Genomic DNA, 18,629 nt, shown 5'->3' on the forward strand with positions numbered 1-18,629 from the left:
TCGATGAGGCCTTTTCAGAATTCGCTCCGGCGAGTCAGATGGCGTGGTTTTCGAGAACCGGAGGGGAGCGGACGTTCGAGTCCGGGAGCTTCGCGCTTGATCCCGAACTCGGTTTCGATTTCGGAAAGCATCATGCGCAAAATCAAAAGTGCTACAGCGTCCTTTGCGCGTCCAAAGGACGCGCTGCGCTGCAGGAAGCGCAGAACACTGCGTCAGGTGTCCGCCGGAGTAGAATTATCAAAAAGGCCTCAAGCGTCGCCCTTGACCATGCCGACGAACGGCAATTCGCGAAACGCGTGGGCGACGTCCATGCCATAACCGACGACGAAATAATCGGGGCAGTCGAAGCCGACATAGTCGGCGTTGAGCGTGGTCTGGCGGCGCATGCGCTTGTCGAGCAGCACGGCGATGGCACAGCTCCTCGCGCCGCGCGACAGCATGAGGTCACGGGTGAAGCTCAGCGTCTTGCCGGATTCGAGGATGTCGTCGATGAGAAGCACATCGCGGCCGGCGACCTCGTTGTCGATGTCGCGCAGCACCCTCACCTCACCGCTGGTTGTCCCGGCGCCATAGCTCGAGATGAAGATGAACTCAACCTCCGGCGACAGGCCGACATCGTGCATGGCACGGATAAGATCGGCGGCGAAGATGAATGATCCCTTCAGCACCGAGATTACCAGAAGGTCGTGGTAGTCGTGCCCGGCAATCTCCTTGGCAAGTTCCAGATTCCGCCGCGCGATGGCGGACGCCGAAAACAGGACTTCGATGTCCTTGCCGCGCACAACTGGCATTGGCCGCCTTTCCAGAAATGATCGCCTTGTAGGCGAAGCTGACCGAAAACGGTCTTCAACCCGTTTCTAGGCATGTCGAGCCGTCTGGCAAGGCCAAATCTTTGGCAGGGCGCCCGCGAACCGTCCCCTGCGCGTCGCAAATCGTTTATCTGGTGACCTGTTGATTTTCTGGCGCCGTTCTAACGAACCAGCGCATGGCCGCCCGAAATCCAGAAGGCGGCCAAGGCGGCACCGACGCCGGCAATCCAGAAGATCGGCCCACCGTGCACCCATAACGGCCGTTCGACGGCGGTTTCCGGCTTGCGCAACATGTCCATGCCTTCGATCGAAGGGGCGGAAATCGTGCGCGCAGGCGGCGGCGCAAAGTCTGGACGCGTAAAATGGCGGGGCAGCACCTCATAATCGGCATCGATGACGTCGGCGGTCACGTCGCGCATGATGCGTTCCGGCTCGGCGGCCGCATCGGTCATGATTTCGCCGGAAACCGGGCGCGCGGTTCGATCCTCAGCCATCGTGGCCCAACACTACGGCACCTGTTCGCTGTTCGTTTCTTTGGGTAAACGGAAATGGTTAACGCTTCCCCACCGGAACCCCTGTGACTCGTTTGAAAAGCCCCCAAATTAACCGTCGGTTAACCATGCCGGCCGATGGTCTTTCCACAGAAAGGGCTGGCATCTTGCCGCCGAGAATTTCAGGTCGTCGAAAGTGATCCGCTTCGAAAATGTCGGCCTCCGCTATGGCATGGGTCCGGAGATCCTCCGCGACATCTCCTTGCACATTCCGGAGCGCTCCTTTCAGTTCCTGAGCGGACCTTCAGGCGCCGGCAAGACGACGTTGCTGCGGCTTTTGTTCATGTCGCTGAAGCCGACGCGCGGCCTGATCACCATCTTCGGCAAGGACCGCTCGCGCATCTCGCGCACCGAATTGCCGCATCTGAGGCGCCGCATCGGGGTGGTGTTCCAGGATTTTCGCCTGCTCGACCATATGACCACCTACGAGAACGTGGCCTTGCCGCTGCGCGTGCGCGGCCGCGAGGAGGCGACCTACCGCACCGACGTCACCGAGCTGCTGAAATGGGTCGGCCTCGGCGAACGCATGCATGTGCTGCCGCCGGTGCTGTCTGGCGGCGAGAAGCAGCGCGCCGCGATCGCCCGTGCGTTGATCGAGCAGCCCGAGATCCTGCTCGCCGATGAGCCGACCGGCAATGTCGATCCACCGCTGGCACGACGCTTGCTGCGGCTGTTCATCGAGCTCAACCGGCTGGGCACTGCCGTGGTGATCGCCACGCACGACCTCGGCCTGATGGAACAGGTCGACGCACGGCGCATGATCCTGGCCGGCGGAAGGCTGGACATCTATGACTGAGCTCTCCGTCGAACACTTCGAGGGTCACGACGCCGCGGCGGCCCAGCCCCGCGTCCAGCGCAAGATGGCGCCGATCGTGCCGGCGCAGAACATCGCCGGCCGGGCGCTGGTGCTGGTCATCGCCATCATGACCTTTCTGTCCTGCCTGACGTTTGGCGCAGTCACGCTGGTGCGTGACACCGCCTCGGTCTGGGAGAACCAGATCTCGCGCGAGGCGACCATCCAGATCAAGCCGGTCGACGGCCTCGACATGGAGGCCGCACTTGCGCTGGCCTCGCAGATCGCCGGCGAATTCCCCGGCGTGAAAAGCGCCAGGATCGTCGACCGCGAAGCGACGGCCCGGCTGCTCGAGCCTTGGTTGGGCTCGGGCCTGAACATCGATGAGCTGCCGGTGCCGCGTCTGATCATCATCACCATCGACGAGAACAGTCCGCCCGATTTCGCCGCACTGCGCGCGGCGATCACGCCGAAGCTGCCGAGCGCCTCGCTCGACGATCATCGCACCTGGGTCGACCGGCTGGTTGCCATGGCCCGCACCACGGTAACGATCGGTATCGCAGTGCTGGCGCTGATGCTGTCGGCGACGGTGCTGACCGTGGTGTTCGCGACACGCGGCGCCATGGCCGGCAACGGCCACATCATCGAGGTGCTGCATTTCGTCGGCGCCGAGGCGCGCTTCATCGCGCGCGAATTCCGCCGGCATTTTCTGGTCACCGGCATGAAGGGCGCCGCGGCAGGCGGCGCCGCGGCAATACTCGTCTTCATCGTCTTCTCCTGGTGGTCGTCACGCAATATGGCGACGCCGCAGGCCGACCAGGCGACCGCCCTGTTCGGCAATTTCGCCATCGGCTCCGCAGGCTATCTCGGGGTCGCTGTCATGGTGCTGGTGATCGGCGCGCTGACCGCGGCAACCTCCCATTTCACCGTGGTTACCTATCTCAGCGACATCGACATTCGCCAGCCGGACGCCGGCTAAAGGAAAGATCGATCACGGATGAAAACGCATCGTCACGAAAATTGCATTTTTTTCCTACCAAAGGCCGTATTTCGGGATTAACCATTTCATGATGGACGTTCGGGACTCGACCGATACCGCTGGGTGCATGCCAGTGCTGGTTGCGCGTCCGCATGAATTCGCCGGGCCTGATGAATTTGCCAAGCCGGATCAATTCGCCACACACGGGCGGCTGCTGGCAGCCCGCTCCTTGCGACTTTCGGCCCTCGTTCTGCTCGCCCTTGTGGCGCTGTTTGTCGCCGGCTTCGGCTGGTTCGCCAACACCGTCAGCCGTCTGACGACGCCCGCCAATCCGGCAAGGGCCGACGCTATCATCGTGCTGACCGGCGGTCAGTCGCGCCTCGACGCCGCAATGGGGCTGCTTGCGTCAGGCAAGGGCGAGCGGCTGCTGATCAGCGGCGTCCATCCCTCCGCCAGCCGCCGCCAGCTTCAGGCCGCGACCGGCGGCGACAAGAGGCTGTTTTCCTGCTGCGTCGACATCGACCGCGCCGCGCTCGACACGATCGGCAATGCCGAGGAAAGCGCCAAATGGGTCGAGGACCACGCCTACGGCACCGTCATCCTCGTCACCAACAATTATCACATGCCGCGCAGCCTGCTGGAAATGGGACGGCTGCTGCACGGCGCCAGGCTTGAACCCTATCCGGTGGTCAACACCAACCTTGGGAATGGCGGCTGGCTGACCAAGCCGGAAGCGCTGCGCGTGCTGTTCACCGAATACAGCAAATACCTGCTGGCGCTGGCGCGTGGCATCATGCCGGTGAAGCAACCGCCCAACAGCGTCACGCTGGCCGACGCCGCGGGCGGAAACTGAACGGCACCGGCAGTTTTTATTCCCTGGCTGTTGCACCCGAGCGCAAGCGCGCGATCTCCTGCTCGAGCCGTTCTATACGCCTGTCGCGTTCGGCCAGAGCCGCCGCCACATCGGCCGCTTCGAAACGCTGCGGGATGTGCTGTGAGCAATTGGAATCCCAGGCAGAAACGGTAAACAGGATGACCTGTTCGGGTCGCGCTTTGTAGTCTTGCGGCACCAGCTTTGCCATCAGTTCGGCATCGCCCTCGACGACCTGCGCTGTGCCCCAGATCTTGATGCGCTGCCGGTGGGCATAATCGATGAGGAACAGGAAAGCCTGTGGGTTGTCGCTGAGATTGCCTTGGGTGATGAACTGCCTGTTGCCGGAAAAATCGGCAAAGCCGATCGTCCGTTCGTCGAGCACCTTGAGGAAACCGGCAGGCCCGCCGCGATGCTGGATGTAAGGCTGCCCGTCAGCATTGGCGGTCGACAGGAAGACGCTGGTCTGCGCCTCGATGAAGGCGGCGAGATCGGGCGTGATTGCCGCCTGCCAGCCACCACGCTCCTCAACACGGGCATAGGCCTGGCGCGAGCCCTTGCGGGCTTGGATCGCCTTCACCGTCGGTGTGAAGGCAACATCGCTGGTGTGAGCGTTCATGAAGACCCTCCTCAACTGCCGAGCTACGCTGCATTACTCACCGAAAAGTAGATACTTCCATCTTCGAGAAGCAGATGCCATATCTGCGATGCGTCCTTCCATTCTTCGGAAGGGCCAATTTTTTCGGGAAAGTTATGGATCGCCTCCACTCCATGTCGCTTTTCGTTGCCGCGGCGGAGACAGGCAGCCTTTCGGCTGCCGGGCGTCGCTTCGGCATTCCGCTGACGACGGTCAGCCGCAAGGTTTCGGACCTGGAAAGGCACCTGAAGACACGGCTGTTGAACCGCTCGGCGCGGCAGCTGTCGCTGACCGATGCCGGCCACGCCTATCTCGCCGCCTGTCGTCGCATTCTCGACGAGGTCGGCGAGGCCGAGCGAATAGCCGCCGGCGAGTACAGCGCCCCGACCGGCGAACTGATCGTCACCGCGCCGATCGTCTTCGGCCGCTTGCATGTGCTGCCGGTCGTCACCGCCTTTCTCGCCGCCTACCCCGACGTAAGTGTGCGGCTGACACTCGCCGACCGGATAACCCAGTTGGTCGAAGAGCACATCGATCTCGCCATCCGCATCGGCGCCCTTGCCGATTCGAGCCTGGTCGCCATCCGCCTCGGTTCGATCCGCCGCGTCGTTTGCGCGAGCCCGGCCTATCTCGCCGAGCACGGCACGCCGAAAAAGCCGCAGGAGCTTGCGGCACACAGTGCGATCACCTTCGAAGGGCTCAACGCCTCCGCCTGGAGTTTCGCCACCGGCAAGGCCGAATTCACCGTACCGGTCCGCTCCAGGTTACGGGTCAACACCGCTGAGGCGGCAATCGATGCGGCGATTGCTGGCGTCGGCGTGACGAGGCTGCTTTCCTACCAGATCGCCGCCGCGGTTCGGTCGGGTACGCTGCGCCCCGTGCTGCAGGAGTTCGAGCCCGAACCATGGCCGGTGAGCCTCGTCCATGCCGGCCAGGGCCTGCTGCCGGTGAAGCTGCGCGCGTTCCTCGACTTCGCCGCCCCACGCCTGAAGCAGCGCCTGCTGCAGGCGGCGTGGCAGGCGTGACGAAAGACGGCCTACCGCAAAACCGGGCCGATCGCCGGCCTCGCACCGTTTCCTTTTTGCCGGCGCTTGGTGTAACCAACGCACACCTCCTCACCGGGCACTTGCTGTATGCTCTATTTCCGCTCGCTGGCGTTCAATCTCGCCTTTTACCTCAATCTGATCGTCCAGATGATCCTCTGGACCCCGTATTATTTCCTGTCGCCGCGCCACCGCGCCTGGTTCGTGCCGAAATTCTGGTCGCGCACCAGCATGTGGCTCTACGACAAGATCGCCGGCACCAGAAGCGAGATCACCGGCCAGGAGAACCTGCCTGAAGGCTCCTTCATCCTGGCGCCGAAGCACCAGTCCTTCTGGGACACGATCGCTTTCCTGCCGTTCCTCGACGATCCCGTTTACATATTGAAGCGGGAGCTGACCTGGATCCCGTTCTTCGGCTGGTACATCTTGAAGATGCGGATGATTCCGGTCGACCGCGGCAGCCGCTCGAAGGCATTGAAGATGGTGATCGCCGCGACCAAACAGGAATTGGCGCGCAATCCCCGCCAGCTCATCATCTATCCCGAGGGCACGCGCCGGGCGCCGGGCGACGAGCCGGTCTACAAATACGGCATCGTCGAACTCTATGCGCAACTTGGCATTCCGGTGGTGCCGGTCGCTCACGTCGCCGGCCTCTATTGGCCGCGCCGCAAATTCCTGCGCTATCCCGGCACGATCAAGGCGCGCTTCCTGTCGCCGATCCCGCCCGGCCTCGGCAAGGACGAATTCATGCAACGGCTGATCGGCGAGACGGAGGCCGCCTGCGACCAGCTCCTCGTCGAGGCGTCGCAAACGCCGAACCCGCCGCCGATGCCGCCGACTGCGGTGAAAAGGCTTGGTGAGCTGGACGCGAAACCTGAATTGAAAGGCTGAGGCAACGGCCTCAGATGCCACAAGGGCTCACGGCAGGGCAGCCAGGGCGGCTGTTGCAACCAGCGTCACGGCAAACACCAGATTGATGATCCGCGACGCCAGCGGTTTGCGCAGCAAACGTGCAAAGGCTGCGCCGGCGAGAAGCCACAAGAGATGAATGGCAACGATCATCAAGGTGAGAACCCCCAGCTTGGCTGAAATACCGAGACCGCCGGCGCCGGAAGACGCGCCGGCGAACACGGCGGCAATCGCCACATAGGCTTTCGGGTTGGCAACAGCCAGAAGAAACCCGCCAAGGAAAGTGGGAAGCGCCGCTCCACGGACGCGTGCCGTCAGTGGCGGCGCCGTCGCTATCTTGAACGCCAGGTAAAGGATGTAGGCTGCGGAGGCGACCGCCAGCAGCGCCGCGAGCTTCGGCAACGCGGCGAGAACGGCCATGATGCCCGTCGCCACCACCACGAGCACGAGGATCGTGCCAACAACGATCCCCGAGGCATAGCGGAGCGAATCCCGCAGGCCGAACGCGGCGCCGATCGCGGTGACGCTTATCGTCGCCGGCCCCGGGCTGCCCATGACGATGGCCGATGCTAGCACAAGCGCCAGCAATTGCTGCCATAGCTGCTGATCGAGAAGAACCTGTCCGGCCATGCGGCGTCCCTGCATTCCTGTGACGATGTAGGACGGTAGGCAAGGCAGCGGTGCGGGTCTTGAACGATCGTGCGCGGCTATGCGCTGGCCTTGTCGAGCTCGGCGATATCGTCCGGACTGAGCTGCAACGACGCCGCACGCACCAGGCTGTCGAGCTGGCCGAGCGTCGTCGCGCTGGCGATCGGAGCGGTGACGCCGGCGCGCGCCATGATCCAGGCCAGCGCCGCTTCCGCCGGCTTGGCCGAATGTCTGGCCGACACGGCGTCGAGCGCTGAGAGAATGCGCATGCCACGCGCGTTGAGATACCCTTTCACACCGCCGCCGCGCGGGCTTTTGCCGAGATCGGCTTCGCTGCGGTACTTGCCGCTCAAAAACCCTTTGGCGAGGCTGAAATAGGTGATGACGCCGATGTCCTCGGCCACGCACAGATCACGCAGCGGACCATCGAAGAACGAGCGGTCGTAGAGGTTGTATTCCGGCTGCAGCACCTCGTAGCGCGGCAGGCCGCGCAGGCTTGCTACGTCGAGTGCGGCGCGCAATTGGGCGGCGTCGAGGTTGGAAGCGCCGGCATAGCGGATTTTGCCCTTGTCGAGCAGTTTCTGGTAAGCACCGAGCGTTTCCTCATACGGGGTCGCAGGGTCGGGCCAGTGCGACAGATAGAGATCGACGGTATCGACCTGCAGCCGCTTCAGCGAGGCATCAATGGCCTTTTCGATATAGGCGGCGGACAGATCCCTTTTGCCCTGCCCCATGTCCGAACCGACCTTGGTGATGACGACAACCCTGTCGCGGTTGCCGCGGCTCTTCATCCATTTGCCGATGATGGTTTCGGATTCGCCGCCCTGGTGGCCGGCAATCCAGCGCGAATAGGAATCGGCCGTGTCGATGGCGTTGAGACCGGCGTCGACAAAGCGGTCGAGCAAGTCGAACGAGGTTTTCTCATCGGCGGTCCAGCCGAACACATTGCCGCCCAGAACCAATGGCGCGATGGATAGGTCGGTGCGACCGAGACGACGTTTCTGCAAGGCTGATCTCCATGGTGATTCATGCTGAGGCGGGTGGGAGCCGCCGACCGGGCTAACCTATGTCGCGCCATGGCAACGTCAAACGCATAGCCTCTTTTCCAACCCGCTGGCGCTTCACAAAACCGCGACCCGCCGCGCCGTGTCCGGCTTCCAAACCAGCCCCTCTGAGGAAATTGGCAAGTTTAGCACATAGATTGTCAAATCTGCCAATTCTGGCCTTTGCCGGCTGGCCATAAGTTCCGCGGCGCCGACGCAAATTTCGGCACGGTCTGGCCAAGCCCAGACTGTTTGCCCCGGATCGTTTGTTATGGAGACCGGCATGAAAGCAATTGTATTTGACGCCATCGGCTCGCCGCGCGACGTGCTCTACGTTGACGACCTGCCGATGCCGCGGATCGGCGATGGCGAGGTGCTGGTCAGGATGGTCTCGGCCTCGATCAATCCGGGCGACTTCCTGTTTGTCCAGAACCTCTATCCCGAACCGAAGAAGCCGCATTTTCCCCAGCAGATCGCGGGAAACCATGGCGCCGGCATCGTCGAAGCCGTTGGCGCGAACGTTTTGCTGGAACCGGGCACGCTCGTCGCGTTCAGCTATTATGGCAGTTGGGCCGAGTACGCGGCCATTCCCGCCGAATGGCTGATCCCGTTGCCTGCCGGCTATCCGGTCGAACGCGCCGGGCAGATGGTGAACCCCATTACCGCGTGGGATCTGATGGTGGATTCCCGTGTGCGGCCTGGCCAGTGGCTGGCTGTCACGGCCGGCTATTCGTCGATTTCGACAATGGTGATGCAGTTCGCCCAACGACGCGGCATCAACGTCATCGCGCTGGTGCGGCGCTCGCACCAAAGCTTCGATCTGAAGACGCTTGGCGTCGCCGCCATTCTTGACCTTTCGGACTTGAAGGCAAGTATCCGGGAAGCCGTGATGGATATCACCGGTGGCGCCGGATTGAACGGGATTATCGACAATGTCGGCGGACCTGTCAGCGGCGAATTGATCCGCACCCTGGCGCTCGGCGGGCAGATGGTGATCAATGGCGGCATGAGTGCCGAGCGCTTCGAACTTCACAATTTCGATGTGTTGCTGAGCGGCGTGGAGATCAGGGCGAATATTTATCGCTACTTCTTTTCGCCGCCGGTCGAAGCCGACCGACCTGTGCTACGCGAGATCATCGACATCTTCGGCCAGCCCGGCTTCCACGTTCCTGTCGGCGGTCTCCGCCCGTTGACCGAGTTCAAGCTCGCCGTGGCAAACAGCCTGGATCGCGCCGATCTTGGCAAACAGATTTTCAGGATGTAGCCCGGACCACGACGCCGAAAGCATCATGGTCAACGACCAAAGAAGCTACGTCGCGACCCGTCTTGTCACCTCTTCCAGCCAGCGATCGCTTATACCCAGTGCTTCGAGGTGCTCCAGCGTGCTGAGCACGTAATCCTCATTCCTCCCCGACTGGCCGACGGCGCCGCGAACGACGGCTGCTGCCTCGGCGGCGTCGAGCGCACCGGCGTATTGCTCATGGCTGCGGTCCACGACATAGGCGATGGCTTCGACCGTCTCGCCCCCATCCGTTTCACGCTTGTCGAGGCGGACGCTGAGCACACGCTCGAGATAGACGTTGGTGACCAGCTCGCGTTCGCGCAGATAGGTGACGACCTCGTTGCGCAGCTCGCCTGGAACCCGGAACGCCAGCCCGACGCAGGAGCCGCCGCGGTCGAGGCCGAGCACCAGGCCCGGCCGTTCGCGCGAGCCGCGATGCACGAAAGAATAGACGCAGAGCGAACGGCGATAGCCATGCAGGCGGGCACGCCGCGTCTCGACATGCGCGAATCCCGGCCGCCAGATCAGTGAGCCGTAGCCAAAAACCCAAAAATCGCCCATATCGCCAAGCCTGATTGTGACGAACCACCTCACCGGTGGTGTTTCAGTCCGTCTACCTGTTGTTGCCGAAAGCGACAGCCCGCCCGTGCCACCCGCGTTAACGAAAGCCGCAGCATGACGTCAAGTGACGAGCGCCCGCCGCCCAGCCAACGTCGCCGCCTGTTGTGGCTTGCCGCTTTCATCCTCGTGCTGTTCGGCATCTACAGCGCCGGCTGGTTCTACCTGGCGGACCTGGTCGAGAGTGCAACCGACAAGGCGGTCGCCGATCTCGACGACAAAGGCATCAAGGCCGACTGCGCCAATCTCGCGGTCAGCGGCTATCCCTTCACCTTCACGCTTTCTTGCGAAAGTCTGGCTTACGAGGACGACAGCCGCAACGTCGCTGCATCGACAGGCAAAATCAACGCCGCCACGCAGATCACGCGGCTTCTGTCGCCTGCCGCCGAGTTCAGGGGGCCGCTCAGGACCTCTGTTCCCGGCATGACGCCGCTGTGGATCGACTGGGATGATCTGCGGGCCGACATGAAGCTGTCCTGGCCGCTGCCGGGGCGCCTCTCGCTGCAGGCAGAAGGGCTGTCCGGCCAGACCGATCCGGCGGACGACACCGATCCCGTCTCGCTGTTCAGCGCCGGAACCGCCACCGGGCAATTGCGCCCAAACGGCCAGGACATCGACTATGCCGGCAATTTCACCGATCTCGAAATCGACGCGGAGGCCATCGGCGGGCGCGTCTTGCCGCCACTCGACGGCAGCGGCGACGTGACGCTTAAGAACGGCGTGACGCTGATCAAGGAAAATCCGAAGAGCCTGCGCGGCCAGGCGGCCGAAATCCACGAGCTCGATCTGTCTTCAGGAACCGCGCGCATCACCGTTTCCGGACCGCTGTCGGTCGATGACGACGGTCTCATAAATGCCGACCTGATGATCAAGGTCACTGACCCGAAGGCCGTGGCGGCAATCCTCGCCACCGCCATCCCCGAGCAGAAGAAAGAAATCCAGACCGGCTTCGCCGGACTGGCGCTGCTCGGCAACGCACCGTCGATGCCGCTGAAGATCGTCAAGGGCAAGGCCTCGCTCGGCTTCATCCCGCTCGGCAAGATCAAGCCGCTCGACTAGAGCAATTCCAGGAAAATTGTGAACGGTTTTCCGTCCGGATTGCGTCAAACAAAAAGATAGACCGGTTCGGCGTTTCCGTGAAACGATGAACCGTTCTGGGGCGGTACGGCCTGCGATCGGCTTGCCGCGGCTTATCCCTTCGGCGGGTGTTCGACTGCCTGGCGGCCGAAATCCGGTACGTCGATGTCCTGGCCGGCCTCGATAATCGAGCGGCGGACAGCGCGGGTGCGGGTGAACAGGTCGAACAGCTTTTCGCCGTCGCCCCAGCGGATCGCCCGCTGCAGCGAGGACAGATCTTCCGAGAACCGCGCCAGCATTTCGAGGATGGCGTCCTTGTTGTGCAGGCAGACGTCGCGCCACATGGTCGGGTCGGACGCCGCGAGACGGGTGAAGTCGCGAAAGCCGGAAGCCGAGTATTTGATGACCTCGGACTTGGTCACCGACTCCAGATCGTCGGCGGTACCGACGATGTTATAGGCGATGATGTGCGGCAGGTGCGAAACGATGGCCAGCGTCATGTCGTGATGCTGGGGGTCCATCGTGTCGATGTTGGAGCCGCAGCGGCGCCAGAATTCCGAGAGCTTTTCCAGCGCCACGGGATCGGTGCCGGCCAGCGGCGTGAAAATGCACCAGCGGTTCTCGAACAGTTCAGCAAAACCGGCATCCGGTCCCGATTTTTCGGTGCCGGCCAAAGGATGGCCGGGGATGAAGTGCACGCCATCAGGCACATGCGGCTGCATCTGCGCGATCACCGATGCCTTGGTCGAGCCGACATCGGTGAGGATGGCGCCCTTCTTCAGCGCCGGTGCGATCTCCTGGGCGACCGTGCCTGAAGAGCCGACCGGCACCGAAACGATGACCAGATCGGCATCGCGAACCGCTTCTTTCGCATCTGTCGTGTAGGTGTCGCCAAGGCCGAGTTGGCTCGCCCGCTCCAGCGTCGCTTCGCTGCGCGTCGAAATGGCGACTTGGCCGGCAAGTCCCTCGCGGCGGATGACGCGGGCCAGCGACGAACCGATCAGGCCGATGCCGACCAGCGCGATCTTTTCGAACATCGGTGAGGTCATGGTGCCCTAGCTTTTCAGGAATGTCGCGAGTGCTGCGACAACGCCGCGATTAGCCTCTTCGGTGCCGATGCTCATGCGCAGCGCGTTGGGAAAACCGTAGCCGGAAACGCGCCGCAATATGTAGCCGCGCGCACTGAGGTAGTCGTCGGCGGCCGCCGCCGAATGCTTTTTGTCCTCGGGAAAGTGGATCAGGATGAAATTGCCGACGCTCGGGGTCACCCGCAGCCCGAGCCCGGTCAATTGCTCGCTCAGCCAGGCCAGCCAGGTCTCGTTATGCGCGACGCTGCGCTCGATATGAGCCCGGTCGCGGATCGCCGCGATGCCTGCCTCGATCGCCGTCGCATTGACGTTGAAGGGCCCGCGCACGCGGTTGATCGCGTCGATGACGTGCATTGGCGCATAGATCCAGCCGATCCGCGCGCCACCGAGGCCCAATTTCGAGAAAGTGCGGGTCATGACCACGTTTTCCGCGCTGCCCACCAACTCGACGCCAGCTTCATAGTCGTTGCGCCGGACATATTCGGCGTAGGCGGCATCCAGCACCAGAAGCACGTTTCGCGGCAGGCCCGCATGCAGGCGGCGCACCTCCTGGAACGGCACGTAAGTGCCGGTCGGGTTGTTCGGATTGGCAAGGAAGATGATCCTGGTACGCGGCGTCACCGCGGCGAGGATCGCATCGATGTCGGCGCGTTCATCAGTCTCCTTGACCGTTACCGGGACGGCACCGGCCGACTGGATGTAGATCTTGTAGACCATGAAGCCGTGTTCGGTGATGATGGCTTCATCGCCGGCCGCGAGGTAGGTCTGCGCAAGCAGGCCCAGGATCTCGTCGGAACCGTTGGAGCAGACGATGTTCGCCGGATTGAGCCCGTGCACGTCGGCGATCGCCTCCCGCAGGCGCCTGGCGCTGCCGTCGGGATAGACCGCGAGCTTGTCGGCGACCGCGCGCGCGGCCTCTATCGCCTTTGGCGAAGGACCGAGCGGGTTCTCGTTCGCCGACAGTTTGTGGACTTTGACGACACCTTCAGGCGCCGCGCTCTTGCCGGGCACATAGGCTTCGATGTCCATGATGCCGGCGCGGGGCGTTGGACGTGTCTGATCCGGTGTCTGGCTCATTCCATGAAATCCGTCGAGGAAGCCTCCATCCGGAAGCCGCAGCGGAAATACAAGCCGTGGCCCGGAATGTCGAGGGGCGGCAATTCGGGATCAATAACTTGCCGTTGACGAAGCCATGCGTCAGTCCTAGAAGAGCAGCGACAGTTCCGTGGTGATTTGGCCGGTCGGCTTGCAGCCACGTTAAACAACTTGCTAAAGGGCCGTTTGCATCTTGTAACCGGCTTTGCGAAGGCATGGCCGGTTTTTTGTTGCCCTGACTGGTTGTTGCCCGGACCGGCGGACAACTGAAGGCCGGGCAAGGAGATGTGATGGTCGCTTTGCGCGCGCGAAAAACCAACAACGAGGCCGACCAGCCGTCGAGCCCGGTGTTGCGTTTCGGCGCCGACAAGCCGCTCAAGCTCGACGCCGGCACGCTGCTGTCGCCGTTCCAGATCGCCTACCAGACCTATGGCACGCTCAACGACGCGCGCTCCAACGCCATCCTCGTCTGCCATGCGCTGACCGGTGACCAGCATGTCGCCAACACCAATCCGGTGACCGGCAAGCCGGGCTGGTGGGAAGTGCTGATCGGCCCCGGCAAGATCATCGATACCGACCGTTTCTTCGTCATCTCGTCCAACGTCATCGGCGGCTGCCTCGGTTCCACCGGCCCCGCCTCGACAAATCCCGCAACCGCCAAGCCTTACGGGCTCGACCTGCCGATCATCACCATCCGCGACATGGTGCGGGCGCAGCTGATGCTGGTCGAGCATTTCGGCATCGAACAGCTGTTCAGCGTGCTGGGCGGCTCGATGGGCGGCATGCAGGTGCTGCAATGGGCCTCCAGCTATCCCGAGCGCGTCTTCTCGGCCCTGCCGATCGCCACCGGCGCCCGCCATTCCTCGCAGAACATCGCTTTCCACGAGGTCGGCAGGCAAGCGGTGATGGCCGACCCCGACTGGCATGGCGGCAAATATTTCGAGCACGGCAAGCGACCGGAAAAGGGGCTGGCGGTGGCGCGCATGGCCGCCCACATCACCTATCTGTCGGAAGCAGCGCTGCACCGCAAGTTCGGCCGCAACCTGCAGGACCGCGAAGCGCTGACCTTCGGTTTCGATGCCGACTTCCAGATCGAGAGCTATCTGCGCCATCAGGGCATGACCTTCGTCGATCGCTTCGATGCCAACTCCTATCTCTACATGACCCGGGCGATGGACTATTTCGATCTCGCCGCCGACCATGGCGGCCGGCTGGCCGATGCCTTCGCCGGCACCAAGACCCGTTTTTGCCTGGTCTCCTTCACCAGCGACTGGCTGTTCCCGACCGAGGAGAGCCGCTCGGTCGTTCACGCGCTGAACGCGGCCGGCGCCTCGGTATCGTTCGTCGAAATCGAGACCGACCGCGGCCACGACGCCTTCCTGCTCGACGAGCCGGAACTGTTCGCCGCCATCAAAGGCTTCATCGCCTCGGCGGCCCGGGCTAGAGGGCTCGGCGCATGACCTCGAAAAGTTGCACGCTTTTCGGATCAGGACCATGTGCCAGGCATCAGCGCATGACCCTGAAAAGTTGCAGACTTTTCGGATCAGGATCATGCGCCAGGCATCAGCGCATGGCCCCGAAAAGTTGCAGACTTTTCGGATCAGGACCATGCGCCAGGCAGGAGCCGAGCCAATGAGCGTCAACCGCGCCCAGCGCGTCGACCTCGAAGTCGTCGCCGATCTCATCCCGCCGCAGTCGCGGGTGCTGGACGTCGGTTCCGGCGACGGCCTGCTGCTCGAATTGCTGCAGGCGACCAAGAAGGTCGACGGCCGCGGGCTGGAACTGTCGCAGCGCGGCGTCAACGAATGCGTGGCGCGCGGCCTGTCGGTCATTCAAGGCGATGCCGACAAGGACCTCCAATTCTATCCCGACAAGGGCTTCGACTTTGTCGTCTTGTCGCAGACCTTGCAGGCGACCCGCAATCCGAAGCTGGTGCTCGACGAACTGCTCCGGATCGGCAACCGCGCCATCGTCTCATTTCCCAATTTCGGCCACTGGCGGGTGCGCTTTTCGCTGCTCTTCAACGGCCGAATGCCGGTGACCAAGGACCTGCCCTATTACTGGTACGACACCCCCAACATCCATTTCTGCACCATTCGCGATTTCGTCAATCTATGCGACGAGCTGGGCGCGACGGTGGAAAAGGCAACCGCGCTCGACGCCAACGGCCAGCGGATCGGCTTCTCCATGCCGTGGTGGTTCTGGAACTTTTTCGGCCAGCAGGCGGTATTTCTGCTGAAACGATAGGTTAACAGGCAGAAGCAACGAACCTCCGACCTCCGCAAAAAACCATATTTTCAGTTTTCCATTCAATGAAGTTGCCCAGCATTCTTTGTTGCTTTAACAGGTCTCAAATGGGTTGGTTTGGGGGAAGCAATGAAGACGCTAGTATTAGCAACAGCTTTGATATCGGCCACTTTGATTTCTGGGTGTACGACATCGAAGACCGATTTCCAGAATGGACAAGTCGCGTTGAGCGGCAGCCCGGCGCTGAAGCGGCAGGCGATCCAGCGGTGCATGACCAAGTTCAAGATGCGGTTCGGCAAGGTTGAAAGGGCAAACCTCGCCGCGCTCATGAACGTCCCGGACGCCGGATTGGAACACACGTTCTGCACGCGATTGATGAACGGCTTCGCGAACGGGAGGATCAACTACTCGGATTACCTGGCTGCATTGTCGCACGGCGACATGTCCAACGCGATCAAGGTGCTGCAGGGGCGGTGAAGCTGCCGATGCAGACGCGATCCAAATTCAGTGTCGCCGGACAGATGGCGGCGCCATAGAAGCCGATCGTAGCCGATCATTGCCCTATTCAAGTACGTCGGTGGCCTTGTGCGGATGCGCAACGCCGTCGACAAGGACCACATCGGACTGAGAATTCTCGGTGCGCAGCGGCAAGATCTCCTGATAGGCGGCCGAGCGGTACCATCCGCGCGCCTGCTGCATGTCTGGAAATTCGATCATGACGAGGTGCCCCGGCCAGGTGTTTTCAACCACGTCCACCTCGCTGCCATGCACAATGAAGCGCCCGCCGAACGGCTCAAGCGTGGCATCGATCTTCTGCAGGTACTCGACGATCGGCGGCCCCGGCGTGACCTGGCGCATATGGGCGACGGCGTAGGCGGTCATGGTGTAACTCCTTGTGGTCGAAAGCCGGACAACCGGCTTGATGGGAGCAGTTTGCCGGGACGTTGCGCGCTGGTCGATTACCCCCGAGGTAATGACACCGAATACAAAACTGGCGCGCCGCTGCCGTCACCTGAAAGATATTTCTGCCTGGCACCGATGATTTCCGCCCACCTGCGCTGTCCTTATCGATGAGCGCGCCTGGATGGTCCGGCGGCCGGGAACAGAGAGGTGATCCATGGGATCGTTGCAAAATCAGAATGTCGTCGTCGTCGGAGGCAGCCGGGGTGTCGGCCGCTCCATTGCGGAGGTCGCCCTCAAGGAGAAAGCGACGGTGCTGGCGGTCGCCCGCGGAAAACAGGCGCTGGCGCAATTTGCCTGGGAGGTCTCCGGCGTGAAGACGCTCGCGATCGATGCGACGGTGGACTCCGCCCCCGATAAGGTCTTCGCCGCGCTTGAGCCGGACGTGCTGGTGATCTGCGCAGGTGCGCTGGCCCCTTCCCCGCCGGTGCATGAACAGAACTGGAAGGCCTTCTCGGCAAATTGGGACACCGACGTCAAGGCGTCGTTCCTGTTTTGCCGGGCCGCTCTGCGCCGTCCGCTCAAGCCGGGAACCCGGATCGTTCTGATCTCCAGCGGCGCGGCCTTGACCGGCGGACCACCCAATGCCGGCGGCTATGCCGGCGCAAAACGCATGCAGATGTTCCTGGCCGGTCATAGCCAGAAGGAGTCGGACCGGCTTGGCCTCGGCCTGCGCTTCATGGCGCTCGCGCCGATGCGGATCATGCCGGAGACCGGCGTGGGCAAGGCCGGCGTCGACAGCATCGCGGCCTATATGGGCATCCAGCCGGCGGACTTCATCGCCGCCATGACCGACATGCAGACGCCGGCCGATGTCGGACGGGCGGTGGTCGCACTCGCCACCGGCCAGCCGCAAGGCAGTTCCTTCATGGTGAGCGGGAGCGGGCTTGCCCCGGCCGCCTGAGGCGCGCGTAATGCAAACCTGACCCGGAACCCGAAAGTAGCATGACAGACGCTCAACCACCTCTGGAACCGGCACGCCAGCCGATCCTCGATCGGCTGGCCTTCGAGAAGGTCACGGCCGCGCATCGCCGCGAGCTCAAGCTGCATTGCTATCGCATGATGGGTTCGCTGCACGAGGCCGACGACCTCGTCCAGGACACGTTGCTTCGCGCCTGGCGCGCAAGGTCGGAGTTCGACGGGCGGGGTTCGGTTCGCGGTTGGCTCTATATGATCGCGACCAATGCTTGCCTTAACGCCATCAAGGCGAGGTCGAGGGCGCGTCGCATTCTCCGGGAACCCGGACGGCCGCCGTCGCACGGGGCGGCCATAGGCGGGGCCGTAGCTGACGTCGCGTGGCTGGAGCCCTACCCCGACGCCGAGCTTCCAGACATTGCCGGCAGCGAGCCAGGTCCGGAAGCCCGTTACGAGAGCCGCGAGGCCGTCCAGCTCGCCTTCGTCGCCGCTATCCAGGATCTGCCGCCCAGGCAGCGCGCCGCGCTGCTGCTTGCCGACGTCCTGGGATGGTCGGCCGTCGAGACGGCGCGTTTGCTGGGCGGATCGACGGCTTCGATCAACAGCGCGTTGCAGCGCGCCCGCGCAACGCTGACGGCGCGCTATCCTGGCGGACGGCCGGCCAGCCGATCACGGCCCAACCCCGAAGAAGGCCTGCTGCTCGAACGTTACATGCAGGCCTGGCAGGCCGCCAATCTCGAAGGTTTGATCGAGCTCCTGCGTGAGGACGCCATCTATACCATGCCGCCTTGGCGCGAATGGTATCAAGGCCGCGAAGCGATCCGCGGTTTCTTCGAGACCGTCTGGCCGAGGTTCGGCGGCTTCCGCACGCTGGCCACCGCGGCCAATGGCCAGCCGGCGGTCGGGGTCTATTCCCGCAGCCACGATGACCCGGCGTGGCGGGCCCATTCCCTGCATGTGTTCGAGCCAGCCGAGGGCGGGATCGCTTCCTTGACGATCTTCATAGGGCCGCTCGGGCCATCTCTGTTCCCGGCCTTCGGCCTGCCACCGGCCTAGCTTACCCG

Annotated in this window: 22 protein-coding genes and 1 riboswitch; of the genes, 12 read left to right on the forward strand and 10 right to left on the reverse strand. The window is 63.0% G+C overall.

The window, feature by feature from the left end; genetic code table 11:
* Nucleotides 1-248 precede the first annotated feature (248 nt).
* Together hpt and NKI01_RS18715 are read right to left on the reverse strand one after the other, a co-directional pair.
* Nucleotides 249-791, reverse strand: coding sequence for a hypoxanthine phosphoribosyltransferase (gene hpt / locus NKI01_RS18710; RefSeq protein WP_023721145.1), 543 nt, complete (start codon nucleotides 789-791; stop codon nucleotides 249-251).
* Between the two features lie 179 nt (nucleotides 792-970).
* On the reverse strand, nucleotides 971-1,261 hold the full coding sequence (locus tag NKI01_RS18715) for a hypothetical protein (protein WP_352591131.1): 291 nt from the start codon (nucleotides 1,259-1,261) through the stop codon (nucleotides 971-973).
* Nucleotides 1,262-1,496: 235 nt separating this feature from the next.
* Here NKI01_RS18715 and ftsE point away from each other — a divergent pair, with 235 nt between their 5' ends.
* The 3 genes from ftsE to NKI01_RS18730 all read left to right on the forward strand — a co-directional run bounded on the left by ftsE (nucleotide 1,497) and on the right by NKI01_RS18730 (nucleotide 3,985).
* Complete coding sequence (gene ftsE, locus NKI01_RS18720) at nucleotides 1,497-2,156, forward strand: cell division ATP-binding protein FtsE (protein WP_023677923.1); 660 nt, start codon at nucleotides 1,497-1,499, stop codon at nucleotides 2,154-2,156.
* Nucleotides 2,149-3,132 (forward strand): cell division protein FtsX, encoded by a 984-nt coding sequence (locus NKI01_RS18725; protein ID WP_352909909.1) that lies wholly within the window; start codon nucleotides 2,149-2,151, stop codon nucleotides 3,130-3,132. Before ftsE ends, NKI01_RS18725 begins: the two co-directional genes overlap by 8 nt.
* Nucleotides 3,133-3,220: 88 nt before the next feature.
* On the forward strand, nucleotides 3,221-3,985 hold the full coding sequence (locus tag NKI01_RS18730) for a YdcF family protein (protein ID WP_352591134.1): 765 nt from the start codon (nucleotides 3,221-3,223) through the stop codon (nucleotides 3,983-3,985).
* A 16-nt stretch (nucleotides 3,986-4,001) separates the two neighbouring features.
* On the opposite strand, the gene NKI01_RS18735 is transcribed toward NKI01_RS18730, so the two are convergent.
* A complete protein-coding gene (locus NKI01_RS18735) occupies nucleotides 4,002-4,622 on the reverse strand; it encodes a pyridoxamine 5'-phosphate oxidase family protein (RefSeq protein WP_352483511.1) in 621 nt (206 codons plus the stop codon).
* Nucleotides 4,623-4,756: 134 nt separating this feature from the next.
* Between NKI01_RS18735 and NKI01_RS18740 the strand changes: the two genes are divergently transcribed.
* A complete protein-coding gene (locus tag NKI01_RS18740; RefSeq protein ID WP_352483510.1) occupies nucleotides 4,757-5,665 on the forward strand; it encodes a LysR family transcriptional regulator in 909 nt (302 codons plus the stop codon).
* Between the two features lie 108 nt (nucleotides 5,666-5,773).
* Nucleotides 5,774-6,574 carry a lysophospholipid acyltransferase family protein gene (locus NKI01_RS18745; RefSeq protein WP_023721099.1) on the forward strand — a complete coding sequence of 267 codons (801 nt, stop codon included), beginning with the start codon at nucleotides 5,774-5,776 and terminating at the stop codon, nucleotides 6,572-6,574.
* Between the two features lie 27 nt (nucleotides 6,575-6,601).
* Here NKI01_RS18745 and NKI01_RS18750 read toward each other — a convergent pair whose 3' ends face one another.
* Together NKI01_RS18750 and NKI01_RS18755 are read right to left on the reverse strand one after the other, a co-directional pair.
* The gene (locus NKI01_RS18750) at nucleotides 6,602-7,222 is read right to left on the reverse strand and encodes a LysE family translocator (protein ID WP_352483509.1); all 621 of its coding nucleotides are present in this window, start codon (nucleotides 7,220-7,222) and stop codon (nucleotides 6,602-6,604) included.
* Between the two features lie 77 nt (nucleotides 7,223-7,299).
* The gene (locus tag NKI01_RS18755) at nucleotides 7,300-8,247 is read right to left on the reverse strand and encodes an aldo/keto reductase (protein ID WP_352641344.1); all 948 of its coding nucleotides are present in this window, start codon (nucleotides 8,245-8,247) and stop codon (nucleotides 7,300-7,302) included.
* Nucleotides 8,248-8,566: 319 nt separating this feature from the next.
* Here NKI01_RS18755 and NKI01_RS18760 point away from each other — a divergent pair, with 319 nt between their 5' ends.
* Nucleotides 8,567-9,547 (forward strand): quinone oxidoreductase family protein, encoded by a 981-nt coding sequence (locus NKI01_RS18760; protein WP_352591140.1) that lies wholly within the window; start codon nucleotides 8,567-8,569, stop codon nucleotides 9,545-9,547.
* 45 nt (nucleotides 9,548-9,592) lie between these two features.
* Here the strand turns inward: NKI01_RS18760 and NKI01_RS18765 are convergent, their stop codons facing one another.
* Nucleotides 9,593-10,126 carry a gamma-glutamylcyclotransferase gene (locus tag NKI01_RS18765; protein ID WP_352591143.1) on the reverse strand — a complete coding sequence of 178 codons (534 nt, stop codon included), beginning with the start codon at nucleotides 10,124-10,126 and terminating at the stop codon, nucleotides 9,593-9,595.
* A gap of 114 nt (nucleotides 10,127-10,240) precedes the next feature.
* Between NKI01_RS18765 and NKI01_RS18770 the strand changes: the two genes are divergently transcribed.
* Nucleotides 10,241-11,242 carry a DUF2125 domain-containing protein gene (locus tag NKI01_RS18770; protein ID WP_352591145.1) on the forward strand — a complete coding sequence of 334 codons (1,002 nt, stop codon included), beginning with the start codon at nucleotides 10,241-10,243 and terminating at the stop codon, nucleotides 11,240-11,242.
* Between the two features lie 131 nt (nucleotides 11,243-11,373).
* On the opposite strand, the gene NKI01_RS18775 is transcribed toward NKI01_RS18770, so the two are convergent.
* Together NKI01_RS18775 and hisC are read right to left on the reverse strand one after the other, a co-directional pair.
* A complete protein-coding gene (locus NKI01_RS18775) occupies nucleotides 11,374-12,309 on the reverse strand; it encodes a prephenate/arogenate dehydrogenase family protein (protein WP_352483504.1) in 936 nt (311 codons plus the stop codon).
* A 6-nt stretch (nucleotides 12,310-12,315) separates the two neighbouring features.
* Nucleotides 12,316-13,425 carry a histidinol-phosphate transaminase gene (gene hisC / locus NKI01_RS18780; protein ID WP_352591148.1) on the reverse strand — a complete coding sequence of 370 codons (1,110 nt, stop codon included), beginning with the start codon at nucleotides 13,423-13,425 and terminating at the stop codon, nucleotides 12,316-12,318.
* Nucleotides 13,426-13,563: 138 nt separating this feature from the next.
* A riboswitch (SAM riboswitch) is annotated at nucleotides 13,564-13,641 on the forward strand.
* 92 nt (nucleotides 13,642-13,733) lie between these two features.
* Here hisC and metX point away from each other — a divergent pair.
* Together metX and metW are read left to right on the forward strand one after the other, a co-directional pair.
* Nucleotides 13,734-14,903: a homoserine O-acetyltransferase MetX gene (gene metX, locus NKI01_RS18785; RefSeq protein WP_292661143.1), complete on the forward strand. Its 1,170-nt coding sequence runs from the start codon at nucleotides 13,734-13,736 to the stop codon at nucleotides 14,901-14,903.
* 172 nt (nucleotides 14,904-15,075) lie between these two features.
* The gene (gene metW, locus NKI01_RS18790; RefSeq protein WP_023721109.1) at nucleotides 15,076-15,690 is read left to right on the forward strand and encodes a methionine biosynthesis protein MetW; all 615 of its coding nucleotides are present in this window, start codon (nucleotides 15,076-15,078) and stop codon (nucleotides 15,688-15,690) included.
* Between the two features lie 62 nt (nucleotides 15,691-15,752).
* Here the strand turns inward: metW and NKI01_RS18795 are convergent, their stop codons facing one another.
* Nucleotides 15,753-15,962, reverse strand: a complete 210-nt coding sequence (locus NKI01_RS18795) for a hypothetical protein (protein ID WP_352717297.1) — start codon at nucleotides 15,960-15,962, stop codon at nucleotides 15,753-15,755.
* Between NKI01_RS18795 and NKI01_RS18800 the strand changes: the two genes are divergently transcribed.
* A complete protein-coding gene (locus NKI01_RS18800) occupies nucleotides 15,961-16,167 on the forward strand; it encodes a hypothetical protein (RefSeq protein WP_352483502.1) in 207 nt (68 codons plus the stop codon). The two genes, NKI01_RS18795 and NKI01_RS18800, sit on opposite strands and share 2 nt — an antisense overlap.
* An 84-nt stretch (nucleotides 16,168-16,251) precedes the next feature.
* Here the strand turns inward: NKI01_RS18800 and NKI01_RS18805 are convergent, their stop codons facing one another.
* Complete coding sequence (locus NKI01_RS18805; RefSeq protein WP_023721111.1) at nucleotides 16,252-16,572, reverse strand: DUF1330 domain-containing protein; 321 nt, start codon at nucleotides 16,570-16,572, stop codon at nucleotides 16,252-16,254.
* Nucleotides 16,573-16,807: 235 nt separating this feature from the next.
* Between NKI01_RS18805 and NKI01_RS18810 the strand changes: the two genes are divergently transcribed.
* Together NKI01_RS18810 and NKI01_RS18815 are read left to right on the forward strand one after the other, a co-directional pair.
* Nucleotides 16,808-17,554, forward strand: coding sequence for an SDR family NAD(P)-dependent oxidoreductase (locus tag NKI01_RS18810; RefSeq protein WP_352964185.1), 747 nt, complete (start codon nucleotides 16,808-16,810; stop codon nucleotides 17,552-17,554).
* Between the two features lie 41 nt (nucleotides 17,555-17,595).
* The gene (locus tag NKI01_RS18815; protein WP_352895398.1) at nucleotides 17,596-18,621 is read left to right on the forward strand and encodes an RNA polymerase subunit sigma-70; all 1,026 of its coding nucleotides are present in this window, start codon (nucleotides 17,596-17,598) and stop codon (nucleotides 18,619-18,621) included.
* The last annotated feature ends 8 nt before the right edge of the window (nucleotides 18,622-18,629 follow it).

Origin of the sequence: Mesorhizobium sp. M0815 (assembly GCF_040319995.1) — a bacterium.
Classification (GTDB): domain Bacteria; phylum Pseudomonadota; class Alphaproteobacteria; order Rhizobiales; family Rhizobiaceae; genus Mesorhizobium.

What these genes read in the sequence shown, in the direction of transcription:
- hpt (WP_023721145.1), bottom strand. Translation starts at nt 791, where the DNA reads ATGCCAGTTGTGCGCGGCAAGGACATCGAAGTCCTGTTTTCGGCGTCC.
- NKI01_RS18715 (WP_352591131.1), bottom strand. Translation starts at nt 1,261, where the DNA reads ATGACCGATGCGGCCGCCGAGCCGGAACGCATCATGCGCGACGTGACC.
- NKI01_RS18760 (WP_352591140.1), top strand. Translation starts at nt 8,567, where the DNA reads ATGAAAGCAATTGTATTTGACGCCATCGGCTCGCCGCGCGACGTGCTC.
- NKI01_RS18740 (WP_352483510.1), top strand. Translation starts at nt 4,757, where the DNA reads ATGGATCGCCTCCACTCCATGTCGCTTTTCGTTGCCGCGGCGGAGACA.
- NKI01_RS18805 (WP_023721111.1), bottom strand. Translation starts at nt 16,572, where the DNA reads ATGACCGCCTACGCCGTCGCCCATATGCGCCAGGTCACGCCGGGGCCG.
- NKI01_RS18730 (WP_352591134.1), top strand. Translation starts at nt 3,221, where the DNA reads ATGATGGACGTTCGGGACTCGACCGATACCGCTGGGTGCATGCCAGTG.
- NKI01_RS18775 (WP_352483504.1), bottom strand. Translation starts at nt 12,309, where the DNA reads ATGACCTCACCGATGTTCGAAAAGATCGCGCTGGTCGGCATCGGCCTG.
- metX (WP_292661143.1), top strand. Translation starts at nt 13,734, where the DNA reads ATGGTCGCTTTGCGCGCGCGAAAAACCAACAACGAGGCCGACCAGCCG.
- NKI01_RS18750 (WP_352483509.1), bottom strand. Translation starts at nt 7,222, where the DNA reads ATGGCCGGACAGGTTCTTCTCGATCAGCAGCTATGGCAGCAATTGCTG.
- NKI01_RS18815 (WP_352895398.1), top strand. Translation starts at nt 17,596, where the DNA reads ATGACAGACGCTCAACCACCTCTGGAACCGGCACGCCAGCCGATCCTC.
- NKI01_RS18765 (WP_352591143.1), bottom strand. Translation starts at nt 10,126, where the DNA reads ATGGGCGATTTTTGGGTTTTTGGCTACGGCTCACTGATCTGGCGGCCG.
- NKI01_RS18795 (WP_352717297.1), bottom strand. Translation starts at nt 15,962, where the DNA reads ATGCACCGCTGGATCGCCTGCCGCTTCAGCGCCGGGCTGCCGCTCAAC.
- NKI01_RS18770 (WP_352591145.1), top strand. Translation starts at nt 10,241, where the DNA reads ATGACGTCAAGTGACGAGCGCCCGCCGCCCAGCCAACGTCGCCGCCTG.
- metW (WP_023721109.1), top strand. Translation starts at nt 15,076, where the DNA reads ATGAGCGTCAACCGCGCCCAGCGCGTCGACCTCGAAGTCGTCGCCGAT.
- NKI01_RS18725 (WP_352909909.1), top strand. Translation starts at nt 2,149, where the DNA reads ATGACTGAGCTCTCCGTCGAACACTTCGAGGGTCACGACGCCGCGGCG.
- NKI01_RS18800 (WP_352483502.1), top strand. Translation starts at nt 15,961, where the DNA reads ATGACCAAGTTCAAGATGCGGTTCGGCAAGGTTGAAAGGGCAAACCTC.
- NKI01_RS18810 (WP_352964185.1), top strand. Translation starts at nt 16,808, where the DNA reads ATGGGATCGTTGCAAAATCAGAATGTCGTCGTCGTCGGAGGCAGCCGG.
- hisC (WP_352591148.1), bottom strand. Translation starts at nt 13,425, where the DNA reads ATGAGCCAGACACCGGATCAGACACGTCCAACGCCCCGCGCCGGCATC.
- NKI01_RS18745 (WP_023721099.1), top strand. Translation starts at nt 5,774, where the DNA reads ATGCTCTATTTCCGCTCGCTGGCGTTCAATCTCGCCTTTTACCTCAAT.
- NKI01_RS18735 (WP_352483511.1), bottom strand. Translation starts at nt 4,622, where the DNA reads ATGAACGCTCACACCAGCGATGTTGCCTTCACACCGACGGTGAAGGCG.